This window comes from Streptomyces roseifaciens, from assembly GCF_001445655.1.
Classification (GTDB): Bacteria; Actinomycetota; Actinomycetes; order Streptomycetales; family Streptomycetaceae; genus Streptomyces; species Streptomyces aureoversilis.
This window is the reverse complement of record NZ_LNBE01000001.1, coordinates 251,583-268,565: the sequence shown is the minus strand read 5'-3', so window position 1 is coordinate 268,565 and position 16,983 is coordinate 251,583. Positions and strand designations below refer to the sequence as shown.

General features: G+C 72.9%; 11 protein-coding genes. 3 read left to right on the top strand and 8 right to left on the bottom strand.

The features are described 5' to 3' along the window. Positions 1-92 precede the first annotated feature (92 nt). From AS857_RS01075 to tsaD, 8 genes are all read right to left on the bottom strand, one after another. On the bottom strand, positions 93-1,370 hold the full coding sequence (locus AS857_RS01075; protein ID WP_058041171.1) for an MFS transporter: 1,278 nt from the start codon (positions 1,368-1,370) through the stop codon (positions 93-95). Next, the gene (locus tag AS857_RS01070; protein WP_160330162.1) at positions 1,367-2,917 is read right to left on the bottom strand and encodes an FAD/NAD(P)-binding protein; all 1,551 of its coding nucleotides are present in this window, start codon (positions 2,915-2,917) and stop codon (positions 1,367-1,369) included. Before AS857_RS01070 ends, AS857_RS01075 begins: the two co-directional genes overlap by 4 nt. Positions 2,918-3,344: 427 nt before the next feature. Further along, positions 3,345-6,035, bottom strand: a complete 2,691-nt coding sequence (aceE, locus tag AS857_RS01065; RefSeq protein ID WP_058041169.1) for a pyruvate dehydrogenase (acetyl-transferring), homodimeric type — start codon at positions 6,033-6,035, stop codon at positions 3,345-3,347. A 313-nt stretch (positions 6,036-6,348) separates the two neighbouring features. Continuing rightward, positions 6,349-7,005: a hypothetical protein gene (locus AS857_RS01060; RefSeq protein ID WP_058041168.1), complete on the bottom strand. Its 657-nt coding sequence runs from the start codon at positions 7,003-7,005 to the stop codon at positions 6,349-6,351. Positions 7,006-7,089: 84 nt separating this feature from the next. Next, the gene (locus tag AS857_RS01055) at positions 7,090-7,935 is read right to left on the bottom strand and encodes a dienelactone hydrolase family protein (protein ID WP_058041167.1); all 846 of its coding nucleotides are present in this window, start codon (positions 7,933-7,935) and stop codon (positions 7,090-7,092) included. Between the two features lie 166 nt (positions 7,936-8,101). After that, positions 8,102-10,747, bottom strand: coding sequence for an alanine--tRNA ligase (gene alaS, locus AS857_RS01050; RefSeq protein ID WP_058041166.1), 2,646 nt, complete (start codon positions 10,745-10,747; stop codon positions 8,102-8,104). A 47-nt stretch (positions 10,748-10,794) separates the two neighbouring features. After that, the gene (locus AS857_RS01045) at positions 10,795-11,193 is read right to left on the bottom strand and encodes a hypothetical protein (protein WP_058041165.1); all 399 of its coding nucleotides are present in this window, start codon (positions 11,191-11,193) and stop codon (positions 10,795-10,797) included. Beyond that, positions 11,193-12,263 carry a tRNA (adenosine(37)-N6)-threonylcarbamoyltransferase complex transferase subunit TsaD gene (tsaD, locus tag AS857_RS01040; RefSeq protein WP_173864714.1) on the bottom strand — a complete coding sequence of 357 codons (1,071 nt, stop codon included), beginning with the start codon at positions 12,261-12,263 and terminating at the stop codon, positions 11,193-11,195. Before tsaD ends, AS857_RS01045 begins: the two co-directional genes overlap by 1 nt. 176 nt (positions 12,264-12,439) lie before the next feature. On the opposite strand from tsaD, the gene AS857_RS01035 reads away from it, so the two are divergent. The 3 genes from AS857_RS01035 to AS857_RS01025 all read left to right on the top strand — a co-directional run bounded on the left by AS857_RS01035 (position 12,440) and on the right by AS857_RS01025 (position 16,781). Further along, positions 12,440-12,967, top strand: a complete 528-nt coding sequence (locus AS857_RS01035) for a nucleoside-triphosphatase (RefSeq protein ID WP_063804128.1) — start codon at positions 12,440-12,442, stop codon at positions 12,965-12,967. A 152-nt stretch (positions 12,968-13,119) separates the two neighbouring features. Further along, the gene (locus AS857_RS01030; RefSeq protein ID WP_058041164.1) at positions 13,120-15,213 is read left to right on the top strand and encodes a DUF4139 domain-containing protein; all 2,094 of its coding nucleotides are present in this window, start codon (positions 13,120-13,122) and stop codon (positions 15,211-15,213) included. 8 nt (positions 15,214-15,221) lie between these two features. Beyond that, complete coding sequence (locus AS857_RS01025) at positions 15,222-16,781, top strand: mucoidy inhibitor MuiA family protein (RefSeq protein ID WP_058041163.1); 1,560 nt, start codon at positions 15,222-15,224, stop codon at positions 16,779-16,781. Positions 16,782-16,983 lie beyond the last annotated feature (202 nt).

Below are 16,983 nucleotides of genomic sequence, written 5' to 3'. Positions count from 1 at the left end.
ATGAGGCGGCGACCGGTCGGCTTCCGGAGACTCGGTCACGGTTCGGGCAAGCTCGAACAAGCCACCCGATCCATCCTCAATCCTTCACCTGGTCATGATCTGCCAGATTTCACAGCGCCTGCGGTCCGGACGGCCGGAGCCTCCTGCCCGGCCCGCGTCCGGCTCCGCAGGGCGAACACGCAGAGCAGGAACAGCGCCAGGGCAGGCAGGGCGATCGCCAGAGCGAGCATCGGGGCGTCGGGGGATCCCGGGATGCCGGTCAGGGCGGTGTAGCACGCCCCCGACGCCATCTGCAGGAAGAAGAACAGCCCCGAAGCGGCTCCGGCGTACTCGCCCTCGTACCGCATCATCCCGGCCTGACAGGTGGGGAAGAGCGCGCCCACGCCGAGCATGCACACGGCCATCGGCAGGACGATGCTCAGCGTGCTGTCCGGCCACAGGTGCACCGTGACCGGCATCAGCAGGACGGTGCCCGCCGCCACCGCGGCGGCGGTACGCGCGATGAACTCCAGCGAGCGCGTCCTGCCCAGCCGCTTCGCCGTGGTGCTGCCGGCCACGTAGCCCGTGATCACCAGCGTGTACAGCGCTCCGTAGACGGTGGGCGAGGCGCCCAACTGCAACTGGAGGAGATCGCTGGAGTAGGTGGTGAAGGTGAAGTAGGTGCACCAGGCGAGGCTGATGGCACCGGCGAACACCGTGAAGTCACGGTTGGCGAGGACCGTCCGGTACGCCCTGGCCAGCCCGGCGAGGCCCCCCGGCGGCCGCACGGAACCGGCCGAGGTGCCCGCGGCCTCGGCTGCGGCGCCGCCGTCCGCCGGCAGGAGCTTGGCGACCGCACCGACCGTGACCGCGCCGAGCACGGCCATGAAGGCGAACAGCGCACGCCAGGAGGTGTGTTCCACGACCAGGCCCGCCAGCGGCGGCGACGCGGCCGGGGTCACCGCGATCACGGTGGACAGCGCGGTGAGCATGGGCAGTCGCTGCTCCTTGGGCAGCGCCCGCTGCACCCACAGCCGGGAGATCACCGTGCCCGTACCGGCACCGAGCGCCTGCAGCACCCGGCCGGCCACGAAGACCCCGTACCCGGGGGCCAGCAGGCAGAGCAGCGATGCACCGGTGAACACGACGAGCCCGGTCAGCTGGATGCGCCTGGAGCCGTAGCGGTCCGCCAGGTTGCCGGTGAGGATCATGCACACGGCGTACGCGGCCATGTAGCCGACGAGCGAGCTGCTGGTGCTGCCCGGCCCGACCCCGAACGACCTGCCGATGGCGGGCAGCGCGGGAACGTAGGCGGCGAGCGCCAGCTGAGGCACGAACACCAGTGACATCAGGCAGACGGCCAGCCCCCGCGGCAGTCCGGCCTGCTTCACGCGACGGCCCCCACCAGGAGGCGGTCCGAGGCCGGCACGAGCTGCGCCGCCACCTTGCCGGCCTGCCGCGCGACCAGCTCCATGGAACTCACGTGGAAGTGCTCCCCCGACGCCAGGTCGCCGAGCACATAGAGGCGGGGGAACGCCGCTCCCGCGGAACCCCGCACCTGGTTGGTCTCGGGATCGACCCGGATGCCGCCCAGGGGATGGGAGACGAAGGTGCCGTTGCGCACCATCCGGGACGTCAGCGAGGAAGCGGACGCGGCGGCCGTGTTGTTCGTACGCCCCACCGCGTTGACGACCGCGTCGTAGTGCCCGGTGCGCCCGTCGGCGTAGGTCGCGGTGAAGCCGCCGCCCGCAGCCGCCGTGACGTGGGTGATGCCCCTGGCGAAGCCGAGCCGGCCCTCCTCGTGGAGACCGAGCAGCCGGTGTGCGTTGGTCACCGGCATCGGATTGCGCAGGCAGTTGTACGTCCGGTAGTGGTCCCGCAGGAACAGGCGCCGGCTCGCCTCCGGAAGGGCCCGCCACAGCTCCGAGTAGAACGGGGTGAGAGCGCCGACGCAGCGTTGCGCGAGGCCGCCGGGCAGCGGGTTCTCCAGCCGGTGGCGCATCAGCTCGGGCGCGGACCAGGAATCGGTGTACGGGAGCAGTGCCTCGCGCATGCTCGTTCCGCTCAACCGCAAGGTGGAGTCGACGAGTCCATGGATGCTGCGCATGCTGACATCGCCACGAGCGAGCAGCCGGCGCGCCCCGGCAAGCAGTTCCGGCAGTTCGCCGGTACCGAGGTCGGTGCGTACGTCCGGGATCCTGCCGGACCGCGAGGCGAGGGTGATCCGGCGCTCCTGCCCGGCCTCCGCCAGGACGACGGCCACGTCGATCGCCGTCAGCCCTGCCCCCAGTACGAGCACCTCCGCACTCGGGTCGACCTCGTTCAGCGAGCCGACGAGAGGGTACGGCTGGGCGACGAATCCGGCGGTCCCGGCGAGCCCGTAGACATCGGACGGGGCGATGGCGCCGATCGCAATGACCACCTCGTCGGCGACGAAACGCTCCCCGTCGGCGGTGGTCAGGACGTGCCCGTCACTCCCCCCGGCCCCACCGGCCTCCACGGCCAGGTCGACGACAGCGGACGGCACGAGCGTCACCTGCGCCCCGAGCAGCCGCAGGTCCTCCCGGGACTGGCAGAAGACGTTCTCCAGATACTGGCCGAACAGCGAGCGGGAGACGAAGTGCGAACGCGGCGTCCGCCGCGCCTGCGGCTCGCCGCCCTCGCCGCCCTCGCCGGCGGAGGTCTGCCGGTAGAGCCAGCGGCGGAACTGTCCGGGGTCTCCGTAGTCCACGGACATGGCGGAATAGGGCCGGTTGAGCAAGGCGGTGTCGGCATCCTCGGCATAGGCGATGCCGGGGCCGAAACTTTTCCCTGGTTCGAAGACGATGACATCCGCCGCCGCGCCGGCCACGTCGCCCGAAAGCCGCCGGGCGTACGCGGCGAGGAATGCCGTGCAGGCGGCACCGCCGCCGACCACGGCGATGGTTCGTTTCTTCAACACTGCTGCTCCGGTGTGTGGTGGACAAAACCCGCTCTTCGGGCGACCGTTCGACATCGATGGGGGGTGTGCGCAAGAGACCGCGGTGGTCTTTCCGGCGGCGGGGCTACGGCAGTCGGCTCCACAGGAGTTCCGCTATGCGTATTGAGCCGTGCCCCCTCAACTCACCTGGTGAGAAGCGATGTCGTACCCGGGCGGGTAAGGATCACCTCACCAGTTCGGGACGAGGTCCACAGTGACGGAGGCCATAATTCCCCCACCGGGTTAAACAGATCCCGGAGCCGGTTTTCCGCGGAGCTCGAGAAGCAGATCTCCCTTCCTGCGCACGGCACTTACCTCCGGTCGCACGGCGGGAACAATTCCCGCTGATCGCACGTGAAGGCCCGGCTTCCGCCGGGCCTTCACCGCGTCTCGCGTGGGGTGAGGATCAGTCCTCCAGGCCGTACCGCCGTGCGGCCTCCCGTACCGTCTCCGGCTTGATATCGCCCCTCCGGGCCAGCGCCGCGAGCGCCGCCACCGTCACCGACTCGGCGTCGACGCCGAAGTGGCGCCGCACCGCCTCCCGCGTGTCGGAGAGGCCGAAGCCGTCCGTGCCGATGGACGTCCAGTCCTGCTCGACCCAGGGAGCGATCTGATCGGGGACCGCCCGCATCCAGTCGCTGACGGCGACGACCGGACCCGGCGCACCGTGCAGCGCCCGGGTCACGTACGGGACCCGGTCCTCGCCCTTGAGCTGCGCCGCGTCACAGGACAGGGCGTCGCGGCGCAGCTCGGTCCAGGAGGGCGCGGACCACACGTCGGCGGCCACGCCCCAGTCACCGGCCAGCAGCCGCTGGGCGTCCAGGGCCCAGTGGACGGCCGTGCCGGAGGACAGCAGCTGGAGGCGCGGGGCGCCGTCCGGGGCATCGGCGGCCTCCTTGAAGCGGTAGAGGCCCTTGAGGATGCCCTCCTCCGCGCCCTCGGGCATGGGCGGCTGGACCTTGGTCTCGTTGTAGACCGTGAGGTAGTAGAAGACGTCCTCGGCGTCGGGGCCGTACATCCGCCGCAGGCCCTCCCGGACGATGACCGCGATCTCGTACGCGAACGCCGGGTCGTAGGAAACAGCCGCCGGGTTGGTGGAGGCGATCAGGTGCGAGTGACCGTCGGCGTGCTGGAGGCCCTCGCCCGTCATGGTGGTGCGGCCCGCGGTGGCGCCGATGACGAAGCCCCGGCCGAGCTGGTCGGCCAGCGCCCAGAACTGGTCGGCCGTCCGCTGCCAGCCGAACATGGAGTAGAAGATGTAGAACGGGATCATCGGCTCGCCGTGCGTGGCGTACGACGTGGCGGCCGCCGTGAAGTCGGCCAGCGAGCCCGCCTCGGTGATGCCCTCGTTGAAGATCTGACCGTCCTTGGCCTCCTTGTAGTACAGGAGCTGGTCGCGGTCGACGGGGTCGTAGGTCTGGCCGGCCGGGGAATACAGGCCGGCCGAGGGGAAGAGCGACTCCATGCCGAAGGTGCGGGCCTCGTCGGGGACGATCGGCACCCAGCGCCGGCCGGTCTCCTCGTCCCGCATCAGCTCCTTGACCAGCCGGACGAACGCCATGGTCGTGGCGATCTCCTGGCGGCCCGAGCCCTTGTGCAGGGCCTCGAAGGGCTTGGCGGACGGCTCCGGCAGAGGCCTGGCGACGACCTTGCGGGCCGGGGCCGGGCCGCCGAGCGCCGCGCGGCGCTCGCGCAGGTAGCGCACCTCCGGGGAGTTCTCGCCGGGGTGGGCGTACGGGACCATCTCGCCGGCCAGTGCGCTGTCGGGGATCGGGAGGCCGAGCAGGTCCCGCATCGCCCGGAACTCCTTGCCCGTGAGCTTCTTCATCTGGTGGTTGGCGTTGCGCGACTCGAAGCCCGGGCCGAGCGTGTAGCCCTTGACGGTCTGCACGAGGACGACGGTCGGCGCGCCCTCGTGCTCGACGGCGGCGCGGTAGGCGGCGTGGACCTTGCGCGGCTCGTGGCCGGCGCGGGAGGTCCGGAAGAGCTCCAGGAGCCGGGCGTCGCCGAGGCCCGCGCCGATGGTGTGCAGCGGGGAGCCGGGGCCCTCGGCGCCGAAGAAGTGCTCGCGGAGATAGGACGGGTCCGCGGTGGCGTACGTCTGGAACTGCGCGTCCGGCACCTCGTGCAGCCGGCGCACCAGCGCACCCTCGGCGTCCTGCGCGAACAGCCCGTCCCAGGCCGTGCCCCACAGCGCCTTGACGACGTTCCACCCGGCGGCGCGGAACTGGGCCTCCAGCTCTTGCACGATCTTGAAGTTGGGGCGGACCGGGCCGTCCAGGCGCTGGAGGTTGCAGTTGATGACGAAGGTCAGGTTGTCCAGCCGCTCCCGGCCCGCGAGGGCGAGGGCGGCGGTCGACTCCGGCTCGTCCATCTCGCCGTCGCCGAGGAAGGCCCAGACGCGCGACTGCGAGGTGTCCTTGATGCCGCGGTGCTGCAGATAGCGGTTGAACCGCGCCTGGTAGATCGCGGAGAGCGGGCCCAGGCCCATGGAGACGGTCGGGAACTCCCACAGCCAGGGCAGCCGGCGCGGGTGCGGGTAGGAGGGCAGCCCGTCGCCCCCGGCCTCCTGCCGGAAGCGGTCCAGCTGCCCCTCCGTCAGGCGGCCTTCCAGGAAGGCACGTGCGTAGATGCCCGGGGAGGCGTGGCCCTGGATGTAGAGCTGGTCGCCGGAGCCTCCCCCAGCTACCGCTGGGGGTGCCCCCAGGCTTCCTTTGCCGCGGAAGAAGTGCTGGAATCCCGTCTCGTAGAGCCAGGCCGCCGAGGCGAACGTCGCCATGTGGCCGCCCAGGCCCGCGCGCTGGTTGCCACGGGTGACCATGGCGGCCGCGTTCCAGCGGTTCCAGGCGGTGATCCGGGCCTCCAGCTCCTCGTCGCCCGGGTAGTCGGGCTCGGCGGAGGTCGGAATGGTGTTGAGGTAAGGGGTCTCCAGGAGCGGAGGGAGGCCCAGCCCGGACCGCTCGGCGTGTTCGAGCGTACGGCGCAGCAGGTACGCCGCCCGGTCTGCTCCCCCGAACCGGGCGGCGGAGTCCAGGGACTCGCACCACTCGGCGACCTCCGACGGGTCCTTGTCGGGCAGTTGGTCAAGCTGGGACACGGGTGATCCTCTTTCACGATCCCGGGGTGGGGGACGGGGGTGCCGCGTTCTGCCGCGGCGCCCCCGGCGGTGGTGACGCGCGGCCGGGCATGCGGGTTGGGCCGGCCGCCGGGGCCCGGCAGGGGTACCCCGCGAGAACCGCGGATTCCGTGTGACGGAACCTCGTTTCCGTCAGACCACGCTAGGAGCGGCAAGTTGATGCAGTCAACACCTACCGACGAGTAATGATCGATGATCGATCAAATGGCTCCGCGCTAGCCCCAGGAGACGCAACGCTGCTGGGCGCCGCAGCGCTTGGCCGCTGAAGAGGCCCCTACCGTTCCGGCGACACGACCGGTTGCGATACGGCCAGTGCCGGCATGTCCAGTGCTCGGGCAAGAGCGGCAGCAACCGCGCCGGCATGACCCGGCAGATGCCGCTCGGCCCATCCGGCAGCCAGCTGAAGGAAGTCGGCGAGGTCGCGTTCCACGTCGACGAGCATGCGACGCCATTCGGTGACGGGCAGCTCAATGACCGGGCTGTCGGCCTCTTCGATGTCGGCGGTCAGCCGGACCAGGTCGCCGCGGCGCTCGGCAAGGGGGCTGGGGTCATGGCCGAGGTCGGGCGGGCTGCCGCCGTCGACGACCTGCAGCCAGTCGCGCCAGTCCTCCAGTCCGCAGCAGCAGCCGGGCAGCACGGTGAGACCGGTCGCGGTGTCGGTGACCCGCAGGCCGCCGGCGGCGAACACCCTGTCCACGGTGAGGAGCCCGTGCAGGAGGGCGCCGACGGGGTCACCGGGCCTCGGCGGGTGGCCGTCCCCCTCCGGGTCGGTGTCGTTGCAGGCGGCGATGCGCATCACCGCCGCTCCGACCTCGGCCGGAGCGAGTGCTCCGCTGAGCGGCAGGAAGCCGTAGCCATCGAACTCGGCGACCGGCCACAGGGTGAAATCCTCGGCGGGGAAGACCTCTAGGACAGGGTGCATCTCGAACATCCGGGCAGTCTGCCGCACACCTCTCCTACTGCGCCTCTCAATACCGCAGCGCGACAGGACGCGCGCCGGGGAAGGTCGCGCCGCTCAACCCGCTGTCGTCTCGGAACCGCCGGGCGGGCTCAAACGCTCCGTCAGAAAGGCGAGGATCTCGTCCCTGGCCTGCAGCGTGGGATGTCCGTCCTCGTCGACGAGGTGGGCGGTGACGACGCTGTGAGGGGTTCCGACCACGTCGCGGAAGAACGGGGGCGGCTCGGTGTTGGCGGAGCTTCCGGGAAGGACGCGGCCGTCGAAGGCGTCGCCGAGGAGTGCCCGGTAGGCGGCGAAGCGCCGGCCCGTGCACCAGCGGTCGTCGTCGAAGCGGTAGGCGAGGACCTTCAGTCCATCGCGTGCGATGCGGTCGCGGACCGCGCGCGCGTCCTCGTCGCTGATCTCCAGCCCGGCGGGGTCGTCGAACGGAAGTGACGGGTGGTTGACCACCGGTGCGATGACGGCCGGTTCCATCGCCATGGTGAGGGCGAAGTTGCCGGTGAAGCACAGGCCGATCACGCCGACGCCCGGACCGCCGCATTCGGCGTGAGCCTGGCGCGCCAGGCCGCGCAGCCACGCGGTGACGGGGCTGGTGCCGCGCCCGGCGAACGCGTGGAACTCGGCACTGACGCACGCGCGACGGACGATCTTCTCGCCGGCCTCGGCCGTGGGGTAGGCACCGTCAACTCCGAAGAGGGAGGGGACGTATACGGTGAAACCCGTATCCCGCACCCACCGTGCCAGCCGAAGGACGTCGGGGCTGATGCCGGGCATCTCGGGCATCAGCACGACGGCCGGCCCGGAACCCGCGACGTATACGGTCTTCACGACCCCGTCCACGTCCACGAGCCGGTGGGAGAAGTCCGTTATGGCGTCGTCAAGGTGTCTGTCGGCAGCGCTCATGGCTGACAAGCGTGGCCTGATGCTCCGCACACGGTGAGAGGCCAAGTCGCCATGCATGGGGGAAATCTCGCCAAGAAGCGCGCCCGCCCCGTGCTGCGCGGTGCCGGTGCCGTGGGGAGCACGTGGCCGGTCGGCGCGCGCTCCCCTCGGCTCAGCCGTCGGCGGATCAGCGACCGCCGACGAGGCGGGGAAGTTCCGCCAGGACGTCGTTCAGGCGCTCGGCGGGGATGCCGCCGCCCTGGGCGATCTCCGGCGAGCCCCCGCCCCGGCCGCCCAGAAGCTGCTTGACCAGCGCGGCGGCGTTCAGTCCGGCTTCACGGGCCGGGGTCGTGAGGGCCAGGACCAGTCCGCCGGACGCCGTGGCGACGGCGGCCGCGCCGGGCCGTCCCTGCGGGAGGCGGTCGCGGACGGCGAGGGCCAGGGCGCGGGCCTCGTCCGTGGTGCCGTCGACGGTCGTGGTGACGACGAGCGTGCCGCCCGCGTCCACGGCCCGGCCGGCCAGTTCGGCGGCCTGGGCCGCGGTGGCCCCTGCCTTGAGGCGGGCGTTCTCCCGGTCCGCGGCCTTGAGCCGGTCCAGGAGGCCGGCGATCTTCTCGGGGAGCTCGGCGCGGGGCGCGTTCAGCTGCTCGGCGATGCGGGAGACCAGGTCACGCTCCCGGGCGAGGTAGCCGAAGCCCTCGACGCCGACCGCGGCCTCCAGGCGGCGCATGCCGGCGCCGACCGAGGACTCCGCGGTCAGGGCGACCGTGCCGACCTGGGAGGCGTGGTCGACGTGGGTGCCGCCGCAGAGCTCCCGGGACCAGGCCCCGCCGATCTCGACGACCCGGACCTGCTCCCCGTACGTCTCGTCGAACAGGGCGAGCGCGCCGAGCTCCTTGGCCTCCGGCAGGGTCATCCAGCGCACGCCGACCGGAAGGTCGCGGCGCAGGGCGCGGTTGGCGGCCTCCTCGACCTCGCTGCGGACCGTCTGCGAGAGGGCTCCGCGCCAGGGGAAGTCCAGGCGCAGGTAGCCGGGCCGGTTGTACGAGCCGGACTGCAGGGCGGTGGGGCCGAGGATCTCGCGGAGCGCGGCGTGCAGGACGTGGGTGCCGGAGTGGGCCTGGCGTGCCCCGAGGCGCCACTCGGGGTCGACGGCCGCGACCACCGGGTCACCGGCGGCGAGCTCTCCGGCGGTGATGCGCACCTGGTGCACGACCAGGCCGGGCAGCGGGCGCTGGACGTCGAGGACCTCGGCCTCGGCCGAACTGCCGGAGATACGGCCGGCGTCGCTGTCCTGGCCTCCGGATTCGGCGTAGAACGGGGAGCGGTCCAGGACGACCGAGACGATCTCGCCCTCGCGGGCGGCCGGCACCGGGCCGTTCGCGCCGAGGACGGCGAGCACCTTCGACTCGGTGGTCAGGGTCTCCCAGGCGCGCCATTCGGTCGGGCCGTGGGCGTCCAGGACGGTGCGCAGCGCGCCGGTGTCGGTGGCCCCGCCGGACTTGCGGGCGCGGGCGTCGGCGCGGGCCCGTTCGCGCTGCTCGTTCATCAGCGCGGTGAAGCCCTCCCGGTCGACCTCGACGCCCTGTTCGGAGGCCATCTCCAGGGTGAGGTCGATCGGGAACCCGTAGGTGTCGTGCAGCAGGAAGGCCTGCTTGCCGGGCAGCGAGCGGCCGCCGTCCGCCTTGACCCTGGCGACGGCGGTGTCGAGCACGGTGGTGCCCTGCTTGAGGGTGGCGCGGAAGGCGTCCTCCTCGCCGTACGCCTGGTCCGCGATCCGGGCGAAGGCCTCGGTGACCTCGGGGTAGCTGGGGGCCATGCAGTCGCGGGCCACGGTCATCAGCTCGGGCAGGGCCGGGTCGTGGAAGCCGAGCTGGCGCATGGAGCGGACCGAGCGGCGCAGGATGCGGCGCAGCACGTAGCCGCGGCCCTCGTTGCCGGGGGCGGTACCGTCGGCGAGCAGCATCAGGGCGGTGCGGACGTGGTCGGCGACCACCCGCAGGCGGACGTCGGCCTGCGCGTCGGAGCCGTAGCGGACCCCGGCGAGCTCGGCGGCGCGGTCGAGGACCGGGCGGGTCTCGTCGATCTCGTACAGGTTGTCCTTGCCCTGGAGGAGGGTGGCCATCCGCTCCAGGCCCATGCCGGTGTCGATGTTGCGGCGGGGCAATTCGCCGAGGATCGGGTAGCCGGACTTGCCCGCGCCCTCGCCGCGCTCGTACTGCATGAAGACCAGGTTCCAGAACTCCATGTAGCGGTCCTCGTCGACCGCCGGGCCGCCCTCGCGACCGAGCGCCGGGCCGCGGTCGTAGTACAGCTCGGAGCAGGGCCCGCACGGGCCGGGGACGCCCATGGACCAGAAGTTGTCCTCGTCGCCGCGGGCGACGATCCGCTCGTCGGGCAGTCCGGCGACCTCGCGCCAGATGCCGCGGGCGTCGGTGTCGGAGTGGTGGACGGTGACCCAGATGCGGTCGGGATCGAGCCCGTAGCCGCCGTCGGCCTGCGCCTTCGTCGACAGCTCCCAGGCGAAGCCGATGGCCTCCTCCTTGAAGTAGTCCCCGAGGGAGAAGTTGCCGTTCATCTGGAAGAAGGAGCCGTGCCGGGTGGTCTTGCCGACCTCCTCGATGTCGAGGGTGCGGATGCACTTCTGCACGCTGGTGGCGCGCGGCCAGGGCGCCGCCTGCTCCCCGGTCAGGTAGGGCTTGAAGGGGACCATGCCGGCGTTGACGAACAGCAGGGTCGGGTCCGGCGTCGGCAGCGGTGCGCTGGGGACGATGGTGTGACCGCGTTCGGCGAAGAAGTCCAGGAATCTGCGGCGGATGTCGGCGGTACGCAAGGTGTGCTGCTCCGTTGATCGGGTCTCGGGCTCGGGTCTCAGAGGTCTCAGAGGTCTCGGATGGGACGGGGGACGGCCGTGCGGGCCGGGTGCCGGGGGCCGAGGAAGGCCGCGCATCCGGTTCCTTCGCGGGCCCCGCACAGCCAGTCGCCGGTGCGCCGCCCGCCCAGGGCCGCCGATATGCGCGGGTAGCAGCGGTCGGCGGGGAAGGGGTGCGGGGTCGTCCAGGCCGTCGCCCAGCCGAGGACGGTGTCCCCGTCCAGCGCCAGGGCGGCGGTGAAGCCCGGCCGCCGTACGTCGTCGGCGAGCCGCCGCGCGTAGGCGTCGGCATGCTCCGGTCCCTCCGCCCAGGGCGGCCCGCCGAAGGCGTCGGCGTACACGGCGCGCAGTGCGTCCGTGTACCCGTGCAGGTCGGCGCCGGAGACGCGCCGGACGCGGGCGGGCATCACGCTGTTCGAACGGCCGGGCGGGCGAGCGGGGTCAGAGCCGCGTACTCGAGCGGTGCCGACGGGTCGATCGACACGTCTAGGGGCGCCGGTTCGGCGCCGGAGCGGACGAGGAGGTCGCCGACGGCGGCGATCATCGCGCCGTTGTCGGTGCACAGGGTCATGGGCGGGACGCGCAGTTCGATCCCGGCCGAGGCGCAGCGCTTCTCCGCCAGGGCGCGGACCCGGGAGTTGGCGGCCACTCCCCCGACGACGATCAGCGTCCTGACGTCGTACGCGCGGCAGGCGGCGAGCGCCTTGCGGGTCAGCACGTCGGCCACGGCCTCCTGAAGGGCGGCGGCCCCGTCGGCGACCGGGACCTCCTCCCCGCGCAGCCGGTGGCCCTCGACCCAGCGGGCCGCCGCCGTCTTGAGGCCGGAGAAGGAGAACGCGTACGGGTCGTCGCCGGGCCGGGTCAGCGGGCGCGGGAAGGCCACGGCCCGCCGGTCGCCCTCCCGTGCCGCCCGGTCGATGGCGGGTCCGCCCGGGTACGGCAGGCCCAGGATGCGGGCCACCTTGTCGAAGCACTCCCCCGCCGCATCGTCCAGGGTGTCGCCCAGGTGCAGGATCGGCTCGCGGACCAGGTCCCGTACGAGCAGCAGGGAGGTGTGGCCGCCGGAGACGATCAGCACCACGCACGGTTCGGGCAGCGGGCCGTGCTCGAGGGTGTCGGCGGCGACGTGCCCGGCCAGGTGGTGGACGCCGTACAGCGGAACCCCGGCCGCGTAGGCGAGGGTCTTGGCGCCGGACAGGCCCACCTGGAGCGCGCCGGACAGGCCGGGGCCGGTGGTGACGGCGACCGCGTCGATCTGGGTGAGCCGCATCCCGGCCTGGTCCAGGGCCTGGCGCACGACCGGGTTGAAGGAGTGCAGGTGCGCCCGGGCGGCGATCTCGGGCACCACCCCGCCGAACCGCGCGTGCTCGTCCATGCTCGACGCCACCACGTGCGCGAGCAGTTTCCCGTCCCGCACGATGCCCGCGCCCGTCTCATCGCACGACGACTCGATCCCCAGCACCACCGGTGCACCCACAGCACGTCTCCCTCTGCTTCTTGCTCGCAACTGCAATATATGTGCAATAAGGGGGGAGGTGGGCACGGCCCCTGCCCACGGGGGGCCGCGCTTGCCGGAGCGCCGTCTCACTCCTGCGGCCTCGCCCGCGCGAGGATCACAGGGACGACGCCCTGCACGCACCCTCGGAGGACGCGATGCCGACCAGGATCCTGCTCGAAGGACGGCCGGGCGTGGGCAAGACGACCGCCGTGCGACGGCTGGCCTCCCTGCTGCGCACCCGTACGCCCGTCGGTTTCACGACGGAGGAGATCCGGGAGGGCACCGCCCGCGTGGGTTTCGCGCTGGAGACGCTGGACGGCAGGCGGGCCGTGCTCGCGCACGTCGCCTTCCCCGGGCCGCCGCGCGTCGGCCGGTACGGTGTCGACCTGCGCGTCATGGACGAACTGGCCCTGTCGGCCCTCGCCCCGCTGTCACCGGGCCCGGCGCCGGGGGATCTCGCGCTCATCGACGAGCTGGGCGGGATGGAGCTGGCAAGCTCCGCGTTCCGGAAGGCCGTGGGGGAACTGCTCACGGCCGACATCGACGTCGTCGCCACCGTGCACGCGCGCCACGACCCGTTCACCGACGCCCTCAAGCAGCGCGCCGGCATCGAACTGGTCCACGTGACCGCGCAGAACCGGGATGCGCTGCCCGGGGAACTGGCGGCACGGCTGGAGACGTAAGGGGCCCCGGCCCGAGGCGAACTCGCGGACTTCGCCGGAGGTGCTCATGCCCCCGCCCGTACGAAGGGTCACCGACATCGGGACCGGCGCGGAAGCACGGACCGCTCGGGCGTAGGCTGCGCCCAACACGGACGCGGCGGGGGGCGCAGCACATGACGGCTGAGACGGCACAGAGGTGGGGGTCGACCCTCGATTCGGTCGTGGTGTACGCGCAGGGCGCGGTCTGCCGCCGACTGGCCCGGGGCAGCGTGCCGCCGGACGGCCGGGTGCGGGTGACGGGGCTGCCCCGCTCGCTGGACCCGGGTTCGCTGCGGGCCCGGATCCTGGGCGCGCCGGGGGTGCGTGTCACCGAGGCGCGGGTGGAGGTCGAGGCCGAGCCGCTCGGCACCGGCACGCCCGAGGGGTTGCAGCGCGAGGTCGAGCGGCTGTACGACGAGTGCGCGGCCGCGCAGGGCCGCCGGGACCGGCAACTGAGCCTGATCGAGGAGGTCAGGGGCCTGCGCCCGGTCCCACCGGCCCGCAGGCGCGAGGAATCGCACCGCCGTACCCCGGTCGACGCGTGGCTGGGGCTGGCCGACTTCGTCGAGGAGCGGCTGACGGGGCTGCACGCCCGCCTCGTCGAGCTGGAGGAGGCGCTGCGCCGCGCCGAACACGAACTCGGCGTCGCCACGGACAGGCTCGACCGCGCCTCCACCGACGCACCGTCAGCGCACGTGGAGGCCACGGTCTCCGCGGTCCTTACGCTCGACGGCACCGCTGACGCGGAGACGGGGCTGGACCTGGAGCTGGAGTACGGGGTGCCGGGCGCCGTCTGGGTGCCGGCCTACCGCCTCGCCTACCGTCAGGGCGACGGCACCGGCGATCTGGTGCTGCGTGCCTCGGTCGCGCAGCGCACCGGCGAGGACTGGACCGGCGTGCGCATCGCCCTGGCCACCGCCGACCTGCGGCGCCGCACCGACCTGCCGAGGCTCCGCTCGATCCGGATCGGACGCCGTCAGCCCGCGCCCGCGCCTTCGGGCTGGCGCGAGCCCCCGGCCGGGCTCTCCGACCTGTTCGCCGGGTACGAGGCGGCAGGCCCTCGCCCTGATACGACCGGTGCCGTGTGGGCCGGTTCCGCGCCCGGTGGTGCCACGGGCGGCTCCGCGCCCGGTCCCGTTCCGCCACCGCCGGCAGCAATGGCGGCAGCGGCACCGCAGGGCTACGGCGCACCGCCCCCGGCGCCCGGCGGCGCAGGCGGCCACTACCCGGAGGACTTCGAGGGCGAGATGCCCGAGCGGTCGCAGCCCGCCCCCTCGCAACCCGGAGGCATGCCGCATCCCGGCGGCAGCCCCTTCGCGAGGGCCGCCGCCCCCATGGCGCCGGCGGCTCCCGGCCGGGCTGCGCCACCACCACCGCCTCCGGCGCCCGGTCCGCCGCAGCCGAGCAGTACCGAGCTCGACTACGCCGCCCTCGTCCTGTGCGGCCCGGACGAGCAGGGAGGTCGCCGGGGCAGGCTGTTTCCTGACGCTCCCTTCGACGCGGTGGCGGCCGAGTACCGCCGCCGCGCCGAAGCGGTGGCCGCGCTGCCACTGCCCGGGCACGCCGTGCGGCCCCGCGAGTCGGCGGGCTCCTTCGACCACCGCTTCGACGCCACCGCCCGCGCCGACGTCCCGTCGGACGGCACCTGGCACACCATCACCGTCGCCGAGATCCCGGTCGGTCTGCGCACCGAGTACCTCTGTGTGCCGTCCGTGGAGCAGACCGTGTACGCGACGTCGGTGCTCTCCAACGCCACCGGCCAGGCTCTGCTGGCCGGCCCGGTGGAGGTCACGGTCGACGACGAGTTCCTGCTGACCGCCGCACTGCCCACGCTCGCCCCCGGCGGCGTCCGCCGGGTGGGGCTCGGGCCGGCCGAGGGAATCCGGGTCACCCGTCGTACGAACCTGCACGAGTCGACCTCGGGCCTGCGCAACAACACCACCGTGCTCGACCACCGCGTCCACGTGGAACTGGCCAACCGGCTCGCGAGGCCCGTCACCGTCGAGGTCCGCGAGCGGGTGCCGGTCACCTCCGAACCGGACGTCCGCATCGAGGAGCGGGCCGACTGGACGGCACCCGAGCCCGGCACGGGCCCCGAACACCACGCCCCGGGCACCCGCGTCTGGCGGGTGGAGCTGCCCGCCGGCGACACCGCCGCCCTCGACGGCCGTTACGAGATCCGCATCCCGGCCGGCAAGGCCCTGGTCGGCGGCAACCGCAGGAGCTGACACCCACCATGTCCACGTCGCCGAAGCCGATCGCCCTCCCCGTCACCGCCGTCACCTGCATGGAGGATCGCGCCCACATCGAGCGCACCGCCGTGCTCGACCTGGAGGCCGGGGTCCAGCGGCTGCGTCTCGGGCCGGTCAGTGCCCTGGCCGTCGACCGCACCCTCCACGCCGAACTGACCGCCGATCACCCCACGACCGTGCTGGACGTGCGGATCGTCCGCACCTGGACGCCGCGCGAGCCGCTGCCGTCCGCCGACGACTCAGCCCTGCGCCGGCGCGTGCACCTCCTCGAAGAGGAGCAGCTCTCTCTGGGGCAGCGACGCGACCGGCTGCACGCCCGCCTCGACCTGCTCGGCCGCCTCGCCGCCGATGTGCTGCGGGAGATCGGCGAAGGCGCCGGCTCCGGCGAGTCCGAAGGGCCCCGCTGGGCCCGCGAACTGGACCGGGTGGACGACGAGCGCGACTCGTACGGCGAGCAACTCCGCGCCGTAGAGGCCCGGCTGGCCGCCATCGCCTCCGAACTCAGGGAGGTCTGGCAGGCCATGGGCCTCTCCGAGGAGGAGCCGGCCGAGCTGGTCGGTCATGTCGAGCTGACCGTGGAGGCCGCGGCCGCCGGGCCGGTCGGGCTGCGATTGAGCCACCTCACCGCGTGTGCGCTGTGGCGGCCCGCCTACCGGGCCGTGCTCGACGGGGGCTCCCTGACGCTGGAGACCGACGCGATGGTCTGGCAGCGCACCGGCGAGGACTGGTCGGACGTACGGCTGACGTTGTCGACGGCGCGGTCGGCGCTGGCCACCGACCCACCGTGGCTGGGCGAGGACCGGCTGACGCTCAAGGACCGCTCCGCCGCGGAGCGCCGCACGGTCGACGTCGAACTGCGCGAGGAGGAGATCGGGGACCTCGGCCCGGTCCCGGTGCTCGGCCTGCCCGGGGTGGACGACGGCGGCGAGACGCGGGTGCTGCGCTCCCCCGCTCCGGTCTCCGTACCCGCAGACGGCCGCGCCCACCGGGTGCCGCTCTCCGTCTTCACCACGGCCGCGAGCAGCGAGTACGCCTGCTCACCCGAGCTTTCTCCGCTGGTCACCCAGGTGGTGCGGTTCGACAACCGGTCCGGCCATGCGCTGCTCGCCGGGCCCGTGGACCTGGTCCGCGGCAACGGATTCAGCGGCCGCGGCACGCTGGACTTCACCGCCCCCGGCGCCTCCGTCGAGCTCGCCTTCGGCAGCTGCGACGACCACCGGGTGGTCCGGGAGGCCGAGGAGTCCCGTGACTCCGCCGGAATCATGCAGCGGACCGTGGTCACCCGCACGGTCCGGCTGTACCTGTCCCGGTTCTCCGCCCCCGCGGAGCAGGACGAACGGGTGGTCGTCCTGCGGGAGAGGATCCCGGTCTCCGAGGTCTCGGCGGTGGAGGTACGCCTGCGCAAGGAAGCCTGCTCCCCGGCGCCCGCCGCGGTCGACGCCGAAGGCATCGCCCGCTGGGACGTCGCCCTCCCGCCCGGCGGCCGCCGCACGGTCACCCTGGTCTACGAGCTGTCGGCGAGTTCCAAAGTCGCGGGGCTCTGAGCAGGCGGGCGGCAACTGGTCAGGAAGTGTGCCGGGATCGCGCCAAACATCATCGCCCGTCCAGGACCGCGCACCGGAGGGAAAGCAGGAGGCCAACGCGCACCGGCCGGATGTTTCCGTGAGGAACAAAGCGCCGGTGGTGTGTCGGGATTTCTCCGGCGGTCTTGAACGGGCCGTGGACCCGTCCCATGATTTATGCCGT

Coding starts and splice junctions, on each gene's coding strand:
- AS857_RS01030 (WP_058041164.1), top strand. CDS start 13,120: ATGACGGCTGAGACGGCACAGAGGTGGGGGTCGACCCTCGATTCGGTC.
- AS857_RS01035 (WP_063804128.1), top strand. CDS start 12,440: ATGCCGACCAGGATCCTGCTCGAAGGACGGCCGGGCGTGGGCAAGACG.
- AS857_RS01025 (WP_058041163.1), top strand. CDS start 15,222: ATGTCCACGTCGCCGAAGCCGATCGCCCTCCCCGTCACCGCCGTCACC.
- AS857_RS01060 (WP_058041168.1), bottom strand. CDS start 7,005: ATGTTCGAGATGCACCCTGTCCTAGAGGTCTTCCCCGCCGAGGATTTC.
- AS857_RS01045 (WP_058041165.1), bottom strand. CDS start 11,193: ATGCCCGCCCGCGTCCGGCGCGTCTCCGGCGCCGACCTGCACGGGTAC.
- AS857_RS01055 (WP_058041167.1), bottom strand. CDS start 7,935: ATGAGCGCTGCCGACAGACACCTTGACGACGCCATAACGGACTTCTCC.